The organism is Oceanobacillus timonensis, assembly GCF_900166635.1.
GTDB lineage: Bacteria > Bacillota > Bacilli > Bacillales > Amphibacillaceae > Oceanobacillus > Oceanobacillus timonensis.
Window position 1 is genome coordinate 2975182 of sequence record NZ_LT800497.1, and the last position, 16700, is coordinate 2991881.

Consider the following 16700-nt stretch of genomic DNA (forward strand, 5'->3'; position numbering starts at 1 on the left):
ATTTACGCCTCCATCATAATTAATTGTGGGTCATTCAATAAACGTTTGATTTGGTTCAATGCATTTTGTGCAGTCGCACCATCAACAATACGATGATCAAAGCTTAAGGACAATGCAAGAACCGGTGCTACAACAATCTCCCCATCACGAACGACAGGTTTTTCTGCAATACGACCGATTCCGAGAATAGCTGCTTCCGGATAGTTTAATACAGGAGTAAACCATTGACCGCCAGCAGAACCAATATTGGTAATCGTATTAGAAGCCCCTTTCATTTCGTCTGGTTTCAGTTTACCATCTCTCGCTTTTACTGCCAATTCATTGATTTCACTGGAAATTTCAAAGATAGATTTTTTATCTGCATTTTTGACAACAGGTACTAAAAGTCCGCGATCTGTGTCTGCAGCAATTCCGATATTATAATAATGTTTTTCCGCAATTTCGTCGGTTGCATCATCAATATAAGAATTCAAAATCGGGAATCTCTTCGATGCAGAAATTAATGCTTTTACGACATATGGCAGATAAGTCAGCTTAATATCCTGCTCTGCTGCAACAGCTTTGAATTTCTTACGATGTGCTACTAAGTCCGTTACGTCCACTTCATCCAACAAGGTAACATGCGGTGCTTTTGATTTAGAGTTCACCATTGAATTTGCAATGGCTTTACGCATCGCTGTCATTTTCTCGCGCGTTTCTGGGTACTCACCTTGTGGAGCAGCTGCTGCCTGTGCACCTTCAGAAGTTGCTGTTTCTGCAGATTCAGAAGAAGCTTCCGTTTGGTCTCCACTTAAGAAGCTTTCTACATCTTCTTTTGTAATACGACCATTTTTGCCGCTGCCTTGTACATCTTTAATATTCACGTCATTTTCACGTGCGAATTTACGGACAGAAGGCATCGCAATAACGCGAGTGTCATCTTCAGATCCTGATGCATCGCCCGACGCTTGTTCCATGCTTTCTTCAGCTTTTTCTTCTTTTGACTCAGAAGAAGTATCTTCCGATTTTGTATCTTCCTCTTCTTCATCATCGTAACCTTCTGCATCAAATGAAATTAATGTATCGCCTACAACAGCAACTTCGCCTTCAGCCACATGAATCTTCGTTACTGTTCCGTCTACCTGTGATGGAATTTCAACGACGGATTTATCATTTTGAATTTCACAAAGCACGTCATCTTCTTTAACTTCGTCGCCTTCTTTTACGAACCATTTAACAAGCTCGCCTTCGTGAATTCCTTCACCGATATCGGGTAATTTAAAATTAAATGCCATGAGTTTGACCTCCTAAAAATTAAAAGTTGATTACTTCGTTTACTTTCTCAATAACGTCTTTATGGTCCGGCAACCAAACTTCTTCTGCATCAGAGAATGCATATACTGTGTCCGGTGCAGTAACACGAAGAATAGGAGCTTCTAAATGCAATATTGCTCTTTCTTGAATTTCAGAAATGACTTGTCCGGCAACTCCCGCCTGACGCTGTGCTTCCTGAACGAATACAACACGGTTCGTTTTCTTCACTGATTCAATAATGGTGTCATAATCAACCGGAGAAATCGTACGCAAGTCGATAACCTCTGCTGAAATGCCGTCTTTTTCCAACTCTTCAGCTGCTTTTAAGGAAGAATGCACCATTGCTCCATAAGCAACCAATGTTACGTCAGAACCTTCCCGTTTTACATCTGCTTTTCCGATATCAACCGTATATTCTTCTTCAGGAACTTCCCCGCGGAAAGAGCGGTATAATTTCATATGCTCTAAGAATAATACTGGATCATTATCACGAATAGCAGAAATAAGAAGTCCTTTTGCTTCATATGGTGTAGAAGGAATAATCACTTTCATACCTGGTTGCTGAGCAATCAGACCTTCTAAAGAATCTGCGTGCAGCTCTGGTGTATGAACACCTCCGCCGAATGGGGCACGAATCGTAATCGGTGCATGATAGTGACCGCCGGAACGGTAACGCAAACGAGCCATTTGGCCGTTAATAGAATCCATCGCCTCAAAAACAAAGCCGAAAAACTGGATTTCCGGTACTGGACGAAATCCTTCCAATGCTAAACCAATGGATAAACCGCCAATTCCTGATTCAGCAAGCGGTGTATCAAATACACGATCTTCGCCGAATTCATCTTGAAGACCTTCCGTTGCACGGAAAACTCCGCCATTTTGTCCAACATCTTCACCAAAAACAAGCACGTTTTCGTCATTTTTCAACTCGACGCGCATTGCATCAGTGATTGCTTGAATCATTGTCATTTGTGCCATGATCTATTTCGACTCCTTTGCTTGGTAAATTTCTTTTTGCTCCTGTAAATGAGTTGGAAGCTCTTCATACATATGATCAATTAAATCTGTCACTTTTTGTTTAGGTTGCTGTTCTGCTTGTTTAATTGCTTTTTTGATATCTTCTTTTGCTTCATCAATTACTTTGTTTTCTTCTTCTTCAGACCAGAGTTTTTTACCTTCTAAATATTTACGGAAACGGACAAGCGGGTCTTTTTTCTCCCATTCCTGATCCATTTCTTCCGTACGATAACGGGTCGGGTCATCGCCGGACATCGTATGTGGTCCAAAACGGTATGTCAATGTTTCGATTAATGTAGGACCGTCTCCGGCTACTGCACGGTCACGGGCGATTTTCATAGCAGCATACACTGCTAAAACGTCCATTCCATCTACTTGAATTCCTTCAATTCCGGCTGCAACTGCTTTTTGAGCTAATGTTTTTGCATTCGTTTGTTTTTCTACAGGAACAGAAATAGCAAAACGGTTATTCTGCACAACAAAAATAGCAGGGGCTTTAAAAGCACCAGCATTGTTAATTCCTTCATAGAAGTCGCCTTGAGAGGTACCGCCATCACCAGTATAAGTAACTGCTACATTTTTCTTGCCGCGTTTTTTCAAACCAAGTGCTACGCCGGCTGTTTGAACATACTGCGCACCAATGATAATCTGTGGGCTGGTTGCTCTCAATTCATCCGGGTACTGGTTTCCATGGAAATGACCTTTAGAGAACAAGAAAGCTTGATATAATGGAAGTCCTTGCCAGATCAGCTGTGGAACATCACGATATCCCGGGAGAATAAAATCTTCCTGCTCCAATGCAAACTGACTTCCTAATTGAGAAGCTTCTTGACCTGCAGTTGGTGCATAGAAACCTAAACGTCCTTGACGGTTAAGCGCAATAGAACGCTGGTCAAGTATACGTGTATACACCATACGACGCATTAATTCTTTCAATTCATCATCCGACAAATCCGGGAGATCATCTTTATTTATTACTTTTCCGCTTTCATCTAAAACCTGGAACATTTCGAATTGGTTTTCAATACTTTCAAGTACCTGTTTCAAAATGATTCACCTCTTCCTTTCATATATCAAAATTAAGTATTCTTTTACTATTCTACCCTTAAACAATAAAAATTACATATGAAAACCTTTACCCTGAAGCACCATTTTCTAATCTGTATTATTTTATCGTTACTGTTCTAAAAGGACATCCAATAGAAAGTAATACAATTTTATCTTCTATCATATTAGCTCATTTTAACAGGATGGTCAATCAGTTTGTTTATAGAAGCTTCATATATCATCCACCCATTTTTCCTTCTCTGTCCACTCAAGCAAAAACTGTATTACTATATGAAAAAACTGTATCAATTTTATATATGATACAGGATGTCGTAAAACCGCATTCAACAGGGATTTCTTCTCTACGAAACAAAAAAAGCTTCCGTGATGCATTTTTATGCATCACGGAAGCTTTTTTCAGTTATTCAGCAGCTTCTGCTTCGGAATCATCATTATAATTTACATTTAAGTCGGAGTCCTCATAAAATGTACGTTTTGCTTCATTGTAATCTGCTGTTAATTGATTGAACTCGCCATTTAATGCAATAATACTTTCATAATTTTCATTTAGCGCTTCTAAATGATTGGTTACCTCGTCCTGTTCAAGTTCTTCTAACTGCAGCATTTCATATAATTCTTTTTCCTGATCGACAGAAGCTTGATAAGTATCATTTAAATCATAATATGTGGTATACCGTTCTCCCATTACATCATACATCGTTTCAGCGTCCTGCTGTACATTTTCATCTTCCAAATCGGAAATAATAGATTCTATCTCACTAAATTCTTCTTCAGAGGACTCAATGCTTTCTTTTTCCTCCTCCAATTTTTCTTGTTTTTGGTCAACAACAGAGACAGCTTCTTCTGACAATTGTTGAATTTCATCGAATTGGTCCATATCCAATTCAACGATTTGAGAATAGATTTCCTGCTCCTGCTGTTCCAGTTCTTGAATTTCCTGTTGTTGCGTTTCATATCCTTCTTCCAGCTGAATTGCTTCTTCAAGATGGTCGTGTATTTGTTCTTCGGAAGACTTACTGCTGCATGCGGCAATTATAAATAAAGAAGAAATAATGATTGCTGTTAGATAACCCTTTTTTGACACAAAAAAACCTCCAATATATGATGCATTTCTTTTTTTAGCTATATACCTTTAAAATTGTAACACACTAAATATGTACCGGAAAAGAAAATTATTACGCGTCGACCGTATCTTTTTCCCCTCCTCTTCCTGTTTCAAACAAAAACTTTTACATTTCCTTTTTCTATTCTATATTATGTAAATAGCATACCACGCTTTAAATTATGTGTTATGATAAGCACCAGACTTATTTAGCATAAAGGAAAACTTTATTCAAAGGGAGTTTCTGTGTGAAATTCCCGTAAAAAGTTTCTATTTGATATAATTATTATAAAGGAGTCATAAATATGATAACAATGAAGGACATTGTCAGAGAAGGATACCCCTCTTTAACCAAAAAAGCAGCTGAGGTAGAAGTTCCGTTGTCTGCAGAAGATAAGCAATTACTAGAAGATATGCTTCAGTTTTTAAAAAACAGTCAAGACGAGGAAATAGCTGAAAAATATGACTTAAGAGCTGGTGTAGGTTTAGCCGCACCACAGCTTGGTGTTGAAAAACAATTGATTGCATTGCACTTTGAAGACAGCAGAGGAAGACAATACAGCATGGGATTAGCAAATCCTAAAATTATCAGCCATTCTGTAGAGCAGGCATACTTGCAAGGCGGCGAAGGGTGTTTGTCCGTTGACCGTGTTGTTGAAGGGTATGTTCCAAGACACGCCCGCGTGACAATTACTGCAACAGATATAAATGATAATCCGGTGAAACTCCGCTTAAAAAATTACCCTGCGGTTGTATTCCAACATGAAATTGATCATTTACAAGGTATTATGTTTTTTGATCGAATTAACCAGGATAGTCCATTCGCTGTTCCGGATAATTCCATCGAAATTAGTTAACTTCACCACTTCCGGAAAAGGTTCAACACCAAAATCGACGGGTGACTAACAGCTATCTTTTTGATAAAAGTAACCATGGACTTTGATGAGAAGCCTTGGAAAATTCATTTTAAAACTGTATAAATTTGCTTTTTTGGACGATGATAGAAATAGTTTACCTGATGCGGGCAGAAGAATATTTTTTATTATTTATCGTTTTTTATTTAATTCTTTTCCATTTCGTACTATACTATAGATAAGAGGATTGGACGGTAGAGGGTTAAATTTGCTTTTCTATATTATCGGAAGGAGAAGTGAGTCCTTATGCTGAAACGTCTTAAAGAGAAACTAAAAAAACGTTTAAAGGATTTACTAGGCAAAGAGGGGCGCGTACCAACTACTAATAAAAATTAATCGCCAAATACTATTTTTCAAACAGAAAAGCCATTTTTCAGGTGAGCCGACGGAAACTTACCTTTTCATTTATAACGGAATAAATGATATCTATAATAACCCTGACTATATAATGTCGTTTTTAATTTTAAAGGAGAGATGAAATGATTTTTAAAGTATTATATCAGGCATCGAGCAAAGAAGTGCCTGTAAGAGAACGGACGGAAAGCCTCTATGTAGAAGCAGCGTCCATCAGAGAAGCAAGATCAAAATTAAGTGACCGCAACATTAACATTGAGTACATTCAAGTATTAGATGAGGCACATCTCGAATACGAAAAACGTACCGGCAACTTCGAAGTGGAGAACGTATAAGGATGAAGTTTGTAAAAAATGATCAAACTGCTGTATTTGCCCTTGGCGGACTTGGGGAAATCGGCAAAAATACGTATGCAGTTCAATTCCAGGATGAGATTATCCTTATTGATGCGGGAATTAAATTCCCGGAGGATGACCTTCTTGGTATTGATTATGTTATCCCGGATTACACCTATCTTGTGCAAAATCAAGATAAAATTAAAGGTCTTTTTGTTACACATGGTCACGAAGACCACATTGGTGGAATCCCATTTTTATTAAAACAAATTAATGTGCCAATTTATGCTGGAAAGTTAGCAATCGGTTTAATCCGTAATAAGCTGGAAGAACACGGTTTATTGCGCACTACCAAGCTAAATTCCATTCAAGAAGATGATGTTATTAAATTCCGTAAAACTTCCGTTAGCTTTTTCCGTACAACACACAGTATTCCAGACTCTTTTGGCGTTGTCGTAAAAACACCACCTGGTAATATTGTGCATACTGGTGACTTCAAATTTGATTTCACACCAGTTGGAGAACCTGCAAACCTTGCAAAAATGGCTCAAATTGGCGAAGAAGGAGTATTATGTCTTCTTTCCGATAGTACGAATAGTGAAGTTCCCGGGTTTACAATGTCAGAAAGTGTCGTTGGCGAGAGCATCCAAGATATATTCGGCCGTGTTGACGGCAGACTGATATTTGCCACGTTTGCGTCTAATATCTACCGTCTTCAGCAAGTTGTCGAAGCAGCTGTCAAGCATCATCGTAAAGTTGCTGTATTCGGAAGGAGCATGGAATCTGCGATAAACATTGGATTGGAATTAGGTTATATCCAAGCTCCTAAAGATACATTTGTGGATGCCAACCAAATTAATCGTCTTCCGGCAAATGAAGTAACGATCCTCTGCACTGGTTCACAAGGTGAATCAATGGCTGCACTTTCCCGGATTGCCAACGGTACACACCGTCAAATTCAATTGATTCCTGGAGATACGGTTGTATTTTCATCGTCACCAATCCCTGGAAATACAGTTAGTGTAAGCAAAACAATTAACAAATTGTACCGTGCAGGAGCAGATGTTATTCATGGAAAATTGAGCAACATTCATACATCCGGTCACGGAAGCCAGGAAGAGCAAAAACTGATGTTGCGTTTAATTCAGCCAAAATTCTTTATGCCGATTCATGGTGAGTACCGCATGCTGAAAGAACATGTGAAATTAGCTGAGTCATGCGGTGTAGAAGAAAGTCATTCTTATGTGATGGATAATGGGGATGTACTTGCTCTTGGAAAAGAACAAGCTGCCATCGCAGGTAAAATCCCATCTGGTTCTATCTATGTGGATGGAAGCGGCATCGGGGATATCGGAAATATTGTTCTTAGAGACCGTAGAATCCTTTCTGAAGAAGGCTTAGTAATTGTTGTTGTAAGCATTAATATGAAAGAATTCAAAATTGAATCAGGTCCCGACATTATTTCCCGCGGCTTTGTATATATGCGCGAGTCCGAAGACCTTATCAAGGATGCACAAAAGCTGGTTTCCAAACACTTGGACAAAGTGATGGAACGCCGCACAACACAATGGTCAGAAATTAAAAATGAAATCACGGATACAATCGCTCCGTTCTTATATGAAAAGACGAAGCGCCGCCCAATGGTATTGCCGATTATTATGGAAATATAAAACGAAATTTCCATCAGCGGGAGTTTTTACGGGCAATGATTCCGTGATAATATGAAAAGCTCCATTCTCCTGATTTTGTGGAGAATGGAGCTTTTCTATCCATAAGTCTTTAAAAGGCCGTTAATATTAGAAAGAGGTATAACGATGAAGGATAAATATTATGATAAGCTATTGCATATACATACCATGGAGGATAAGAAAACCATTTATCCTGAATTCCAGCAATATAATCCATATGAACCAACTCCATATAATGCCTTGGAAAAATTAACAAAACATTATACGTTTGATAAGCAGGACACCGTAATTGATTTTGGATGCGGGAAAGGGCGCTTGCCTTTTTACCTTCATTATTTTCAACATATATCCGTAACCGGCATTGAAATGGATACACATTTTTTCCATGCTGCACAGCATAATTTGCAGTCTTATCAGCAATTAATCCGTTCCGAAAATAATCAAGCCAATATTCAATTTATTTGCAGTTTAGCAGAAGAATATAACATTGGCGCAACAGATAACCGGTTTTACTTTTTTAATCCTTTTTCGGTTAACATTTTTAAGCGTATTATCTCTAATATCTTAATATCGGTTAAAGATGTGCCGAGAGAGATTGATATTATTTTATATTATCCGCATCAAACGTATATCCATTTTCTTGAACATAACAGCCCTTTCGAATTATTAACAGAAATCAAATTAAAATCATACTGGTTGAATCCAGATGAACGGATAATGGTCTATCGTTATGATAATACATTGTTCGAAGCTAAATAAAAAAAATCACTTGGCCGTTATCATACCGGTGTTCTTGCCGAGAAGATGTCCGCTGCGGGAAGTCGCTTTCCGCGGGCAACGCTTCAGCCTCTTCGGAAGAAGCCCACTTCCTGCGGGGGTCTTCAGCCGTTGCTTTTCCCGCAGAAGTCGACTTCCCTCCACTCCCATCTAAGAGGAAATATATTTTCTTCGCTTTCTTATCAAGATATTAATGCCTAATCTTAAAAAAGGCCTTTCCATTTCTTACAACAGTCGTGGAAAGGTCTTTTTATTTAATCAAATATCAAAGCTTTTTCAAATCGGTTAATATCCTGATCCGCTCCAATAACTACAAGCACGTCCCCTTCATACAACGGCTCCTCTGCATCCGGAGATACATCAATGTCTGCCCCTCTTTTTATTCCAACAATGTTACAACCGTATCTTGCGCGGATATCAAGAGCAATTAAACTTTTTCCAATCATTTTTTTACCAGCAATAACTTCAACGATACTGTACTCATTTGAAAGTTCAAGGTACTCTAAAATATTATTGGATATGAAATTATGCGCTAACCGCTTTCCCATGTCTCTCTCCGGATGCACGACATGATGCACGCCAATCCGGTTCAATATTTTATCATGATAATCATTCTGTGCCTTCACCGTAATTCTTCTAATTTCTAAATCGGTTAATATAACTGCTGCCAAAATACTGGCCTGGATATTTTCTCCGATAGCAACAATAACATGGTCAAAATTTGTAATACCGATTTCTTTTAAGGCATCCTCGTCCGTTGCGTCCAAAACAACAGAATGATAAGCAATATTTTTATATTCATTCACTTTCGTCTCGTCAGAGTCAATTGCCAGCACATGCATACCTTTTTCACTGAGCTCTTTACAAATACTGCCGCCAAATCTGCCGAGACCAATTACTGCAAAATCTTTTTTCATATGAGAACCTCCATTCTTTCGCTCCTACATATATTAACATAGAGCGTAACTTTATTCAGTGAGAAGGTTAGCGCAGAAATGTTTCACTAGCCTTCAAGTTATACTGCGATAAAAGAAAGAAGAGAGCAGCTAAAATAGCACCTGCTCTCCCCTGTTTTATATTCTACATGGCATCCAGCATCGTAAATTGTGATTTTACCAGCTCGTAATACTTCCCGCGCTGCTGCATTAATTCCTGATGATTTCCGTTTTCTAAAATCTCTCCCTGCTCCAGAACATAAATACAGTCTGCCTCTCGAATCGTTGACAGCCGATGCGCGATAATAATCGAAGTTCTCCCTTTTAATAAGCTTTTTAAAGCATTTTGAATCTTCACTTCTGATTCTGTATCAATACTCGCTGTTGCTTCATCCAGAATAATAATACTTGGATTTGCCAAAAGCGCTCTGGCAAAGGATAATAACTGTCTTTCTCCGGCAGAAAGAATGTTCCCCCGCTCTTCTACTTCTGTCTCATAACCATCCGCCAACCGATTGATAAAACTATCCGCTCCGACAACTGTTGCTGCCTCTTTAACTTCTTCATCACTTGCTTCTGGTCTTCCAAAACGAATATTTTCCATAATGGTTCCTGAAAAAATAAATGTATCCTGAAGAACAACGCTAATTTTCTGTCTTAAGCTGTCTAATGTTACATCTTTAAGGTCGTGCCCATCTATATGGACCACCCCTGATGTAGGATCATAAAAGCGACTGATTAAGTTGGCAATAGTAGACTTTCCGCTTCCGGTATGCCCGACCAGCGCAATCGTCTGGCCAGCCTCCATATGCAATGAAATTTTCTTTAAAGCCATACGGTCTGCATGATAAGCAAACGCTACTTCATCAAACGTAATATGACCCTCCATCTTTTCAAATTCATACGCATCTTCTTTTTCACGAACATTAGGCTGTTCATCCAGGAATTCAAATATACGTTCTGACGATGCCATGGCCATGAGCAGTTGGTTATACATTTGTCCCAGCCGGGAAATCGGCTCCCAGAACATGCCTAAGAAAAAAGCAAAGGAAATAAATGTACCCAATTCAACCGTCCCATTCAAAATTAAATAGGAACCAAATGCAATTAATATAATCGTCCCTGCTGCATCGCAGATATCCACCAGCGGTCTGAAAAAGGCACTTTTCTTTGCTGCATCACGGGATCTATGAAAGAAACCTCTATTTACTCCATCAAAAAAGGCAGCATTTTCTTTTTCCTGTGAGAAGGACTGGGTAATACGTATCCCCTGAAGACCTTCATTCAAATGTGAATTCATTCTGGATTGCTGCAAACGAACCAGCTGCCAGGAACGCCTGATTTTTCTTCTTAATGCCGTGGAAATGATAAACATTAACGGGATGACGATGACGACTGCGAGCGCAAGAGGCGGGCTCATCACAAAAAGAATAATAACAATGCCGCTTAACATGAAAATATCCATTAGTAGATTAATAATTCCATTGGTAAACAATTCTTGCAAAGAATTAATATCATTTAAAATCCGTACAAGGATAGAACCTGCTGAACGATTATCGAAAAAACGATGTGACAACCTCTGGACATGAGAAAATAGCTTTTGTCTTAAATCATAAATAACATTCTGCCCTAAGATATTTACCCATTTGATCCGGAAGCGGTTAGCAATAAAACTAATCATATAAAGAATGGCAATGCCTATTACAAGATAAACTAACAAATTCCCATTATTTTGTGCAATCGCAATATCGACGGCTACCTTCCCAATTAGTATCGGAATAGCCAGACGGACAGCTGTAGCAATCGCCATCGCTAGGACCGCCCCAGGTAAATACGTTTTGGAGTATGGTTTTAAAAACTGAAGTAACCGCCACATCTGTTTCCAGTTAAAAGGCTTTTCAATCGTCTGATCTGTTGTATAGTGAAATCGCTCCAAATGATGATGCTGTTTCTTAGGTTCTGTTACATTCGTCAAGTATCCCGCCTCCTTTTAATGAACCACACTCATAATTTCTTCACGGTCTTGGTATTGTATATCATAAATACGTTCATAAGGACCTTTATTATTTAATAAAAAGGCATGCGTTCCCCGTTCAACAATTTCTCCGTCTTCCATGACTAAAATCTCATCTGCATGTTTTAAAGAAGAAATACGGTGTGCAATAATAAAAGACGTCCGGTTCTTCATTACTTCTTGCAGTGCCTTTTGAATCTTATGCTCGGTCTGCATATCGACAGCAGATGTCGCATCGTCTAAAACAAGAATAGCCGGATCAATACATATAGCTCGTGCTATGGCTATACGCTGTTTCTGTCCGCCGGATAACCCCATCCCTCTTTCTCCTAAAAGCGTGTCATAAGCATTCGGAAGCTCCATGATAAAATCATGTGCCTGAGCCATTTTAGCCGCTGCTATAATAGCTTCCTCACGAATTCCGGGCGTACCAAATGAAATATTTTCTTTAATTGTTGTTGAAAACAGGAATGGCTCCTGCAGTACAAAACCGATTTGGCTGCGGAGACTTTTCAGCTTATAGTCCGAAACAGGACGTCCGTCAATGACTATATCTCCTGCTTCCGGTTCATAAAATCGAGTCATCAGCTGGGTTATACTTGTTTTCCCGGAACCCGTCGCTCCGATTAATCCGATTGTTTTCCCAGGCGGAGCATCAAAACAGATATGTTTTAATGCCGCATCATCTTCTTCCACATACGTAAGTGTCACATTGTTAAATGTGACATGACCTCGAATCTTCGTATCGATAGCATCAACCTTTTCTTCCATATCCTCGTGTGCTTCCAGAATCTCTAATAATCGTTCCCCGGATGCTTTAGCCTGAGAAAATTGATTAATGATAAAGCCTAAGTTCATCAAAGGCCCCATAATGAACCAAACCAAACTAAAAAAAGCCATTAATTGTCCAGTTGTCATCGAACCATTGATGACGAAAAAACCTCCGAACGCTAATAAAATAACCGCACTAACATTCCCGATAAATTCCATTACCGGAAAATACTTAGCCCACAATCCGGAAGTGAATAAATATTTCCTGCGATAATTATCGTTACTTTCTGAAAACCTCCCAATTTCAAAATCTTCTCTTGATAATGATTTTACGGTATTCATCCCGCTTATGTTCTCTTGAACCCTCGTATTTAATCGGCCAAAAGATCGCCGGATGCTTCGAAAGGCAGGATGAACCTGTTTATCAAATTTATAAACAACGAATGCCAAAAATGGCATTGCAGCCATCGTGATAATTGCTAGGGGAATGGAATAATAAAGCATTACCGAAATACTGATCAACATTAAGGAAACCACACGAATCAATTCTGCGAAACCAACAGATAAAAAGAAACGGAATCCTTCCACATCTGCAGTAAGGCGTGACATAAGATCTCCTGTTTTTGCATTATCATAATATTTAAATGCAAGCGATTGCAATTTGTCATATAATGATTCCCGCAACTTATAGACCGACGTCATTCCGAATAAATCTCCCAGATATTGAAAGAAAAAAGTAGATATACCTTTGACCATCATTAATCCTAAAAAAGCACCGCAGATATAAGGTATCAATCCATATCTCTGTTCCGCGACCACTTCATCAATGGTGATTTGCAGGATAATTGGGTAAACAACGGTAATCACTGTCACAATAAGCATACTGAAAACAGACCAGATAAAATACTTCTTATACGGCCAATAAAAGCGCTTTAATTTTTTAAAAATATTCAACTTTTATTCCTCCTTTCCCATTTTCATAATAACTAATATAACGGTTTCCGAAATAAATTTCTACTGTTTCGCGAAATTTATTTGAAAATTTTTTAAAAAGATTTTTCTGTTGTTAGCTCTACTTTTTCGTGGTAATGTTTTTACAATATCTCTTCATATAAAAAACTCCATTCTGGAAAGAACAGAGTTTGCTCAGGATTAGTCACCAATGTACTTCATAGAGCATATCCAAATCATAACCGTGCATTGGAGACACACATATACTACCTTGTATGCATTAATCGTTTCAACCGCTGTTCTATTAAACTGACAGAAGATTTCCCGATTTGTTTAAACCGCAGCCTTTCCTGCTTATCAAACAAATATAACGCCGGAACATAACGAAACTGGAACAGAGATGTCAGCTTATCTGTTTTATCATCTAAACAAACGGCATTAAAATATAACGGATCCAATTTCTTTTTTATATCGGCTAAGCTTACCTGCTCCCTATCTAAATAGGTATGGATTAATACAGGGGTGATTCTTTTTGACTTAATTTCTGGAATAGCTGCCAAGTTTTTCAGTAAATAACCACAGGATGAACAATTTACAGACCAAAAGATAACCAGTTTAGGCCCGTCATTTGATAACACCGGCGACAGACTGCTTCCCTGCAATAAACGGGCACTTGTTAAATCGGGAAGTATATCATAAATCTGCATGACGTCACTCCTTCTTTTTACTCTTTAACTGATATATGACCGAAGCAGAAAATCTATGCGTCTGATTTTTATTGTCAAATGACTTCAGTTTAAAATATAACTCAGCAAATGACAAAAAGACTTTCTCCAATATGGAAAAAGTCTTTTTATCATTTATTGCTTTATATACTGCTAATCAAATGAACGGAAAAATGTTTCTACTGCATCCACACCAATAGGAAGGGCAGCTTCATCCGGATTCAGTTTTGCATGATGAAGTCCATGAGATGAATCTACGCCAAGCCAGAACATCAATCCGGGAATCACTTTCAACATATCTCCAAAATCTTCGCCAGTCATTGCCGCAGAGGCTTGAACATATGTAATATCCGTATGTTGCAAGGCGTCTTTAAACTGTTCTACATATTCTTTATTATTAACTACCTGATAATAATTCGAACCGTAATCTACATCTATCTGACAATCATAAGCAATCTCAAAACCTTTGATCAGCTTTTCTAATTCTTCCTTCACTACCATAATCGAAGAAGCTTCCGTTGTTCGAATGGTTCCTTCCAGTCGAGCTGTTTCCGCTATAGCATTCTGGACAAACCCGCTTTCCATTTTTCCGATTGTCACAACGGAGCCGTCTAACGGGTTTAGCCTTCTGGAAACAATTTGCTGTGCCTGCACAACAAAATTACTTGCGGCTACGGTCATATCTTTCGCAAGATGCGGATAGGCAGCATGGCCGCCAAGACCTGTAAAATCAAGAAACAGTTCGCTTGTGTTCGCAAACAAGAGACCCGGTTTGGAAGATACTTCACCGACTGGCAGTTCCGGAGCAATATGCAATGCAAATATAGTATCCGGCTTCCAGGCAAGAAATTCTTCAGATGCCAGCATTGGTTTGGCACCGCCCGGCCCTTCCTCTGCCGGTTGAAAAATAAACAGTACATCTTCGTTTATCGGTTCTGCAATCATCCGGCTGAGTGCTGCCAAAGCAATCGTCATATGAAAATCATGTCCACACGCATGCATTTTCCCAGCATGCGTGGAAGCAAAGTCAAAACCTGTGTCTTCTGAAATTGGAAGACCGTCGATATCTGTCCGGAAACCAATCCGCTTGGAAGGGTTCGTTCCAGCCACGTGTACCAATATACCGGTACGCCAGGTTTTCACTTCAACCCGGTCGGTCACCATTTCCTGAATTTTTGCCAGTAGATAACTTTGCGTTTTCTTCTCTTCAAAACCTAATTCCGGAATTTGATGCAATTCTCTGCGGACCGTTTGCAAATCAAATGCTGTCATAACGTTTCATCTGCCTTAATTATCTAATTTACGAAGCTCTTGTTTAATTTCTGTTTTCGTTTTTGTCTGCTCGTCAATTTCTTTTAATACTTTCGCAGGTGTTCCGCCAACTAATGTGTTTGGCTCTACATCTTTTGTGACAATCGATCCAGCTGCAACAATGGATCCTTTGCCAATCGTAATTCCTTCAAGGACAACCACATTCGCCCCAATCACAACATCATCTTCCACTGTAACCGGTTTTGCAGAAGGTGGTTCAATCACACCGGCTAAAACAGTACCGGCACCTACGTGGCAATTTTTTCCTACAGTTGCTCTGCCGCCAAGAACAGCATTCATATCAATCATTGTTCCTTCACCAATAGCAGCTCCAATATTAATGGATGCCCCCATCATAACAACAACACCATCTCCAATTTCTACCTGGTCACGGATAATAGCGCCTGGTTCAATGCGTGCATTGATATTTTTTAAATCCAACATGGGAATCGCAGAATTACGACGGTCATTTTCAACCACATAGTCTTCAATAACCGCTTTATTCTCTTTCAAAAATGATTCTACTGCTTTCCATTCTCCAAATAGAGTACCACTTTTCGCATCAACAAATGCTTTTATCTCATCTTGTTCTGGAAGTTTGTCCAAATCACCCTTCACATAGACTTTTACAGGGGTACTTTTCTTGCTATCAGAAATAAATTGTATAATTTCATTTGCATCCATCGTTACCTACTCCTCCATTTTTTATAATCTCTTTCTTACTTTAGCAGACGAAACCATCGTCAGCAACTAATATCATCAGAAAACCAGGTATTCGTCCTGCTTATGAAATATGGTTACGGCACTTATGTAAAGAAAGGCCTCCATGGAGTGAAAGACGCTCTTTTCTTTGACTCCCAGAGACCTTATTGTTATTTTTTATATGCATTCATATAGATATCTTTTTTTACTTGCTTCAATATAGCTCTTCTTGTTAAAATACCGTCAAAATAGCCATCCGCATCTACTAAACATACAAATGGATGGTTAATGGACGCATTCAATCCGTCTAATAAACTATTCTCTCTTGTTAAGGTTGGCACATCTTCGGCCATAACGTCCATCACTCGGATTTCTGATAAACGTTCCATTTCAAAACTTTCTATTCCCAGTACTTCATTCAGGATGACCGTTTTGCCGATAATTCCAGCAAATTTATAGGTTGCGTCAAGGACTGGTACTGCTGTATAACCGGATTTCATTAATACTAGTAATGCGTGTTCTAAAGGATTATTAAGTTGGACATGCGCCACCTTCTCAGCAGGTATGAGGACTTCACTAATCTTAATATCTGTCAATTGCTTATCTTGCGTTGCGCTCACCTTACTTCCCCCTCTCCTCATAAAAAAAACACTACGTTTACCCCATGATATACTCTGATTGCTTCATTATTCGATACAACCGTCAACGATACACACTCTTCATTTTAACACACTTCTCCAGTT

General features: G+C 38.9%; 15 protein-coding genes. 4 read left to right on the top strand and 11 right to left on the bottom strand.

Features of this window, described 5'->3' with window-relative positions; all coding sequences use genetic code 11:
* Nucleotides 1-2 precede the first annotated feature (2 nt).
* The 4 genes from B7E05_RS14560 to B7E05_RS14575 form a co-directional block, all read right to left on the bottom strand.
* Complete coding sequence (locus B7E05_RS14560; protein WP_080874883.1) at nucleotides 3-1274, bottom strand: dihydrolipoamide acetyltransferase family protein; 1272 nt, start codon at nucleotides 1272-1274, stop codon at nucleotides 3-5.
* Between the two features lie 19 nt (nucleotides 1275-1293).
* A complete protein-coding gene (locus tag B7E05_RS14565) occupies nucleotides 1294-2271 on the bottom strand; it encodes an alpha-ketoacid dehydrogenase subunit beta (protein ID WP_080874884.1) in 978 nt (325 codons plus the stop codon).
* 3 nt (nucleotides 2272-2274) lie between these two features.
* Complete coding sequence (pdhA, locus tag B7E05_RS14570; RefSeq protein ID WP_080874885.1) at nucleotides 2275-3357, bottom strand: pyruvate dehydrogenase (acetyl-transferring) E1 component subunit alpha; 1083 nt, start codon at nucleotides 3355-3357, stop codon at nucleotides 2275-2277.
* 421 nt (nucleotides 3358-3778) lie between these two features.
* On the bottom strand, nucleotides 3779-4462 hold the full coding sequence (locus tag B7E05_RS14575; RefSeq protein ID WP_080874886.1) for a YkyA family protein: 684 nt from the start codon (nucleotides 4460-4462) through the stop codon (nucleotides 3779-3781).
* A 323-nt stretch (nucleotides 4463-4785) separates the two neighbouring features.
* Between B7E05_RS14575 and def the strand changes: the two genes are divergently transcribed.
* From def to B7E05_RS14595, 4 genes are all read left to right on the top strand, one after another.
* Nucleotides 4786-5337 (top strand): peptide deformylase, encoded by a 552-nt coding sequence (def, locus tag B7E05_RS14580; protein WP_080874887.1) that lies wholly within the window; start codon nucleotides 4786-4788, stop codon nucleotides 5335-5337.
* Between the two features lie 536 nt (nucleotides 5338-5873).
* Nucleotides 5874-6083, top strand: a complete 210-nt coding sequence (locus B7E05_RS14585; RefSeq protein WP_080874888.1) for a DNA-dependent RNA polymerase subunit epsilon — start codon at nucleotides 5874-5876, stop codon at nucleotides 6081-6083.
* Between the two features lie 2 nt (nucleotides 6084-6085).
* Nucleotides 6086-7753 carry a ribonuclease J1 gene (rnjA, locus tag B7E05_RS14590; RefSeq protein WP_080874889.1) on the top strand — a complete coding sequence of 556 codons (1668 nt, stop codon included), beginning with the start codon at nucleotides 6086-6088 and terminating at the stop codon, nucleotides 7751-7753.
* Nucleotides 7754-7897: 144 nt separating this feature from the next.
* On the top strand, nucleotides 7898-8530 hold the full coding sequence (locus B7E05_RS14595; RefSeq protein ID WP_080874890.1) for a methyltransferase: 633 nt from the start codon (nucleotides 7898-7900) through the stop codon (nucleotides 8528-8530).
* 272 nt (nucleotides 8531-8802) lie between these two features.
* On the opposite strand, the gene B7E05_RS14600 is transcribed toward B7E05_RS14595, so the two are convergent.
* The 7 genes from B7E05_RS14600 to cbpB form a co-directional block, all read right to left on the bottom strand.
* Nucleotides 8803-9465 carry a potassium channel family protein gene (locus tag B7E05_RS14600; RefSeq protein ID WP_080874891.1) on the bottom strand — a complete coding sequence of 221 codons (663 nt, stop codon included), beginning with the start codon at nucleotides 9463-9465 and terminating at the stop codon, nucleotides 8803-8805.
* Between the two features lie 163 nt (nucleotides 9466-9628).
* A complete protein-coding gene (locus B7E05_RS14605; protein ID WP_245833262.1) occupies nucleotides 9629-11359 on the bottom strand; it encodes an ABC transporter ATP-binding protein in 1731 nt (576 codons plus the stop codon).
* A 114-nt stretch (nucleotides 11360-11473) separates the two neighbouring features.
* Nucleotides 11474-13222, bottom strand: a complete 1749-nt coding sequence (locus tag B7E05_RS14610; RefSeq protein WP_080874892.1) for an ABC transporter ATP-binding protein — start codon at nucleotides 13220-13222, stop codon at nucleotides 11474-11476.
* Between the two features lie 263 nt (nucleotides 13223-13485).
* Nucleotides 13486-13926, bottom strand: a complete 441-nt coding sequence (locus B7E05_RS14615) for a TlpA family protein disulfide reductase (protein WP_080874893.1) — start codon at nucleotides 13924-13926, stop codon at nucleotides 13486-13488.
* 171 nt (nucleotides 13927-14097) lie between these two features.
* Nucleotides 14098-15216, bottom strand: a complete 1119-nt coding sequence (locus B7E05_RS14620) for an N-acetyldiaminopimelate deacetylase (protein ID WP_080874894.1) — start codon at nucleotides 15214-15216, stop codon at nucleotides 14098-14100.
* A 15-nt stretch (nucleotides 15217-15231) separates the two neighbouring features.
* Nucleotides 15232-15939 carry a 2,3,4,5-tetrahydropyridine-2,6-dicarboxylate N-acetyltransferase gene (gene dapD, locus B7E05_RS14625; RefSeq protein ID WP_080874895.1) on the bottom strand — a complete coding sequence of 236 codons (708 nt, stop codon included), beginning with the start codon at nucleotides 15937-15939 and terminating at the stop codon, nucleotides 15232-15234.
* A 188-nt stretch (nucleotides 15940-16127) separates the two neighbouring features.
* Nucleotides 16128-16577 carry a cyclic-di-AMP-binding protein CbpB gene (gene cbpB / locus B7E05_RS14630; protein ID WP_080874896.1) on the bottom strand — a complete coding sequence of 150 codons (450 nt, stop codon included), beginning with the start codon at nucleotides 16575-16577 and terminating at the stop codon, nucleotides 16128-16130.
* Nucleotides 16578-16700 lie beyond the last annotated feature (123 nt).